6 protein-coding genes are annotated in these 5,166 nt (G+C 39.5%); 4 read left to right on the forward strand and 2 right to left on the reverse strand.

Features of this window, described 5'->3' with window-relative positions; translation table 11 throughout:
* On the reverse strand, positions 1 to 486 hold a 486-nt coding region (locus ACFE93_RS33920), incomplete at its 3' end, for a hypothetical protein (protein WP_375480414.1).
* A gap of 306 nt (positions 487 to 792) precedes the next feature.
* Between ACFE93_RS33920 and ACFE93_RS33925 the strand changes: the two genes are divergently transcribed.
* The 3 genes from ACFE93_RS33925 to ACFE93_RS33935 all read left to right on the forward strand — a co-directional run bounded on the left by ACFE93_RS33925 (position 793) and on the right by ACFE93_RS33935 (position 4,523).
* Positions 793 to 2,481, forward strand: coding sequence for an AAA family ATPase (locus tag ACFE93_RS33925; RefSeq protein WP_375480416.1), 1,689 nt, complete (start codon positions 793 to 795; stop codon positions 2,479 to 2,481).
* A gap of 138 nt (positions 2,482 to 2,619) precedes the next feature.
* Positions 2,620 to 3,405 carry a ParA family protein gene (locus tag ACFE93_RS33930; RefSeq protein ID WP_375480418.1) on the forward strand — a complete coding sequence of 262 codons (786 nt, stop codon included), beginning with the start codon at positions 2,620 to 2,622 and terminating at the stop codon, positions 3,403 to 3,405.
* Positions 3,405 to 4,523, forward strand: a complete 1,119-nt coding sequence (locus ACFE93_RS33935; RefSeq protein ID WP_375480420.1) for a ParB/RepB/Spo0J family partition protein — start codon at positions 3,405 to 3,407, stop codon at positions 4,521 to 4,523. Before ACFE93_RS33930 ends, ACFE93_RS33935 begins: the two co-directional genes overlap by 1 nt.
* Before the next feature lie 46 nt (positions 4,524 to 4,569).
* Here the strand turns inward: ACFE93_RS33935 and ACFE93_RS33940 are convergent, their stop codons facing one another.
* Positions 4,570 to 4,737 carry a hypothetical protein gene (locus tag ACFE93_RS33940; protein ID WP_375480424.1) on the reverse strand — a complete coding sequence of 56 codons (168 nt, stop codon included), beginning with the start codon at positions 4,735 to 4,737 and terminating at the stop codon, positions 4,570 to 4,572.
* Positions 4,738 to 4,879: 142 nt separating this feature from the next.
* On the opposite strand from ACFE93_RS33940, the gene ACFE93_RS33945 reads away from it, so the two are divergent.
* Positions 4,880 to 5,140, forward strand: a complete 261-nt coding sequence (locus ACFE93_RS33945) for a TSUP family transporter (protein ID WP_375480422.1) — start codon at positions 4,880 to 4,882, stop codon at positions 5,138 to 5,140.
* Positions 5,141 to 5,166: the final 26 nt, after the last annotated feature.

The following is a 5,166-nucleotide window of genomic DNA, read 5'->3' on the forward strand; positions in this document are numbered from 1 at the left end:
TTGAACTAAACTGTTTAGTTTGCACTTGGTGACAGCTTCGCCAGCTCTTCCCCTAATAGTGTCGTAGAGCATACTCATGAAAATTGCCACTACTTCTGGTGCATATTTGAGTGCATCTGGTTGTCCAAACAATTTAGTAAATAATTTGGTATTCCATTTCTGCCAATCAAACTTTTTGTTACCACCTTTCTTTTTCACCTGAGCAGCAATGTCAAGTCCGAGTTTTTCACGGGCTGCATGACCGATTTTAGTTGAAACACGCGAATCCCGTAGCTGCAACTTAACGCCGTATTCTTTGAAGATTAGGTTCCGCAATTCCTTTAACAATGCTAATGCCTCTTCTTGTGGTGAAGCATTCGCTACCTTTGATTTAGTTGTAGCAGATGTGCCATTGGTTTTGGCAGATGTTTTAGCATTAGCTCCGTTGCGATTGTTGTTATTGGTTCTAGCTTTAGCGATTCCTTCGGAGCGCTTTGTGTACGCCATTTTACAGCTTCCTTTAATGAAGTAAATTTTTCACCTCCTTGCCGCAATCGCGGCTTTCACATCAATTCCCCTCCAATTTCAAATCTATTTTTTTAGATGAACCGGAATTTTGGCGGAGTAGTTTCTGAAATTAACGCTGTACTGGAGGCGATCGCTCTTTTTCATCAAAATCCTCGCGCCGTGTAAGCCGTGGGGTTTCTGACGTAATAAATATAGCCAACCCGTTAGTGATAATTATCCGTGTGGCTAAAGCACCAGTAATAAATTTGCTCTAAAAGGGAAAAGTAAGTTGTTAAAGTCAGGTTTATGAAATTGATAACAGACTGGCCTGCTCTGGCTGACCAAAATACTCCAATTGTGGCTGTGGAGTATCATACGCCTGACAGAATGCAGATTTTACAGCAGTTTTACCATTGGGGTGAGGAACGGTCTTTGTCAGTCTTTGTCTGGAATCCTGGTTACTGTGGACTACAGCAATTAATTCAGCATCAAGGTCAGTACATCTTACAGTCAACTAACAGGGGTAAAAACGGGGACATTATTCAATATCTTCTGGAGGAATATCAACCAGGCATTTATTTACTGGAGGGAGTGCTAAATGAGGGTGATGCTAGCAAAATAAGTCAAAAACGTAGCTATCAATTACTTAATGCCTGTCATCAAGCTCTCTGGAGTCAGCAACATCATTACTGGGTGTTATTAGAAACTTACGTTCAACTACCTCTAGAATTACAGCCTTTTATTCCTGTACTGTCACATCCACTTCCAGACCAACAGCAGGTGCAGATGGTTGTGCAGCAGTTTTGTGATACCTGGGTTGAGCATAGCCATTATCACCTTCAGAACTGTGTAGAGTGCGATAGCGAAGCGCTGCTGCGTTCGCCCTTGGCGTTGCCGAAGGCTAGCGCAGATCGCCTACGGACTGGCGCAGCCGATCGCAATTCTTGGTTAAAGACAGCAGAAAAAACATCAGCACTGCAATTGCTCTTTCGTGCCTGTCAGGGTTTACCCATAGGCGAGATAAATATGCTATTACAGCAATGTCTGAGTTTTGCAGAGCAGATTGAGGAAATCGCCCAATTAGTGCTAAAGCATAAAGTTAGCAAACTGCGGGGACGGGGTTTAGAGTACATTGCCCAACCGGATGTACCTTCAGCCGGGGGATTAGATTTGCTGGAGAAAAGGTTGGAAACTATTACCTGTCTACTTCAACCTAAAGCAAAGCAATATGGATTAAAGTTTCCCACTGGGATGCTCTTATGGGGGCCACCGGGTACTGGTAAAAGTCTTTCTGCCAAGTTAGCAGCTAAGAAAATGGGATTGCCACTGTTAGCAGCTAATTGGGGTGTACTACTGGGCGATCCTCATCCCGACAGAGCATTAAAGGAGTTTATTGCTTTGGTGACTTCCCTTGCCCCCTGTGTACTTTATTGGGATGACTTTGATAAAGGCTTTGCTGGCTGGGATTCCAATGCAGATGGAGGTATAGCACGGCGTTTATCTGCTGCTTTACTAACTTGGATGCAAGAGCATCAAGAGCCAGTTTATACTATTGCTACTGTCAATCGCTTAGAAATGCTACCTGCGGAATTAGTTCGCCGTTTTGATGATATCTTTTTTGTGGACTTACCCCATGAAGGGGCAAGATATGAAATTTTCAATCTACATCTAGCCAAGTATTTTCCAGCTTTTCGAGACAACAACTCTCCTTGGAGTGATGACCAATGGCGTAGACTGTTGGCTGAATATCGTATTTGCAGCCCAGCAGAAATTGGTAATGCAGTCCGTCGTTGTGCTGAGTCGGCTTTTTATCAAGGTAGACCAGGGGAAATTGAGTTTGAGGATTTGCTGAAACAGCGACAAGAATTTACACCAGCTATGGAGCGAGAATCAGAACAGATACAGGCAATTCGCAATCAGGCTATTTATGCTAAACCTGTAGCTAGTCAGGATGTTTCTCGATTTGCTTATCAGCACCGGGAGTTATTTGGGTGATATTAAGTGAAATTTTGGAAATTCAGCTTGTGTCGAATTTTAAAATCCGACATTTATTAAAATTTTCAAACTTATTTTTGTCGGATTTTAAAATCCGACAAACAATTGATATACTGCGACTAAGTTTGAGCAATTTTTATGAAACAAATAGTTCTCGCGCTCCTGGCTAATGCTGGTGGAGTAGGTAAGTCTACCATTAGCACACATATTGCCTATGAAGTAAGTAAGCGGGGTTATACAGTAGCTATGTTAGATTTAGACCCCCAACGTTCATTGGATGTGTTTTGTGGTTTATCACCAGCCGAAGCAAATTTAACTACAGTAGAGTTACTGTCTAAGGATTTTAAAGGTGATTGGTCATTAGTACCAGTTTGGGATTCCAAAGTTGAGGTGTATCAGGGACATCCCTTGTTGGCTGAAATAGCTAATGAATTAGTGATCAGAAAACGTGGAGAATACAGTCTAGCTGACAAATTAAATAAATATTCATTACCTCATAACTTAATTATCTTGGACTGTCCTGCAACTTTGGGTATGCTAAATGTCAATGCTTTAGCTGCTGCTACTCATGTTTTAGTTCCAGTACAGTTAGAAATGAAAGCTATTTCTGGTTCGGCAGAGTTAGTTGAATGGTGTATTTCCACAAGTGACGAGTTACAACTTGAACCACGTCCACCAATTTTAGGGTTTGTTCCTAGTATGTATAACGAAGTAGTAGCTATGCATAGGCAATACCTGGCACAGTTACCTGCAATTGCTGAGAGATTAGGGATAAAGTTGTATCCAAAAATTCGGAGTTCTAATGAGTTTAAAAATGCTAGTGCCTATGGGTTGCCATTGCACAAGTATCGTCCCAAGCATCCTGCTTGCAAAGATTTCAAATTAATTGTTGATGATGTCATTACATTAATTAAGGAAAAATAATGGCAAAAGCATTACCGCAAATAGGCGATAAATTTAAAGGGGCAGTGCAGAAAACCGATCAAGAACAAAGAATTACGGATCTGCAAGCTGAAGTAGAAAGGTTGCGTGCATTGCAATCACCAGAATTAGAGACAGAAATCGCCAAACTACGCGAACAATTGCAAACGCAAACAGGTGAGATTGCTATTGATACAGGTTTAATTGACCCTAACCCTAACCAGCCAAGACAAACAATTACACAAGAGTCTATTCAGGCAAAAGCGAGATTACTAAAAAAACATGGGCAGATTACACCAGTTATTTTAGTTCCTCAAGATAACGGTCGTTATATGCTCTTGGACGGACAGTTACGTTGGTCAGGAGCGAAGCTATTAGGATGGGAGACTATTCGGGCATTAATCGTACCTCAGCCACAGGATTTAGACCAATCATCGTTATTGACTTTTTTAGGTTTTGAAGATTTAAATCCACTCGATAAGGCAGAAGCAATATTTAAAGAGATCACCAAATCAACTGGTTTAGAATTGGATGAGGTTGCTACAACTCTTGGTGCTGTACTTAAGCGGCTTGAACGTAATAATCAAGTCAAGGAATTAACAAAATTATTAATTGCTAGTAGTGAGGAGCAACAACAAGGTTTAGAAGTACTGGATATTATTAACGAGGAGCAAGCTTTATTTTTAGTATTCTTAGAATTTGGGTTGAATCCTGCTTCTGTTAAGTCCAATCTTTTACCAATGTTATCTTTGCCAGAAGATTTAAAAAAAGCAATTCGTCATCAAGAACTGAAAGGCGCTCACGCATTGGCATTAGCAACATTGTCATCAAAAATATTGAAAATTTCCGAACAAGAAGCAGCTATAGAACGAATAAAAGCAACAGAACAGGTATTAAAAGAAAGTTTAACTGTACCTGAGACACGCGATTTAGTTAAGAACATTAAAGCTAAGTATTTAACATCAGAACAATCAGAATCGAAAGAAATAAAAGCAGTTATTCAAAAAATCAGTAGTGGATTATCTGAGATGACTTTAGCTAATGCTAGTAGGGAACAACTTCAATCTTTACAAGTAATTTTATCGCAGAAATTAAATGAAATTGGTAAGTTAATTGGATAAAAATTTTTTATTATTTTGAGTATGGTAGTGTTTTACCTAATTCGCTTTATATATTTAATTTGCCTTGATGTGCATGAATAATAGCCTGAGCGATCGCTAATCCCAAACCAGAACCACCGCTGTTACGAGAGCGATGCCTACGGCGGGTTACACCAACGCTGCCACACTTGCCAAAATCACCAATACTCAAAGAACGTTCACTAGCTTTACCCATTTTTTTACCAAGTTAGTCAATACCAATTTTTCAGATGTTTATCATAAACTAAGTTGGTAAAAATTTGTTTATAAATTTAAATACTTTAATTAATTAAATAATTTTAAAATATCCCTTGACAACAATATACAATCAATATTTCATGATAGCTTTTCAGTTAATCATTCTTGCTAGCATTTTTTTTGTAGCTAGCATTATTAGTGTCATAGCTGGTAGCACATCTCTGATTACCGTGCCTGTAATGCTTGAGTTTGGAGTAGAGCCACGTACTGCTATTGCTACCAATATGTTTGCATTAACTTTAATGAGTATTGGCGGGACACTACCTTTCATTGGTAAAGGAGTAATTAACACTCATCGCTTACCATTACTAATATCCCTCTTCTGTCACTTTCCGAAATAAGCAAGTAGTAAAAAAGCTAAATCATC

The organism is uncultured Nostoc sp., from assembly GCF_964247315.1.
In the GTDB taxonomy this organism is placed as follows: Bacteria; Cyanobacteriota; Cyanobacteriia; order Cyanobacteriales; family Nostocaceae; genus Nostoc.

Coding starts and splice junctions, on each gene's coding strand:
- ACFE93_RS33925 (WP_375480416.1), top strand. CDS start 793: ATGAAATTGATAACAGACTGGCCTGCTCTGGCTGACCAAAATACTCCA.
- ACFE93_RS33930 (WP_375480418.1), top strand. CDS start 2,620: ATGAAACAAATAGTTCTCGCGCTCCTGGCTAATGCTGGTGGAGTAGGT.
- ACFE93_RS33935 (WP_375480420.1), top strand. CDS start 3,405: ATGGCAAAAGCATTACCGCAAATAGGCGATAAATTTAAAGGGGCAGTG.
- ACFE93_RS33940 (WP_375480424.1), bottom strand. CDS start 4,737: ATGGGTAAAGCTAGTGAACGTTCTTTGAGTATTGGTGATTTTGGCAAG.
- ACFE93_RS33945 (WP_375480422.1), top strand. CDS start 4,880: ATGATAGCTTTTCAGTTAATCATTCTTGCTAGCATTTTTTTTGTAGCT.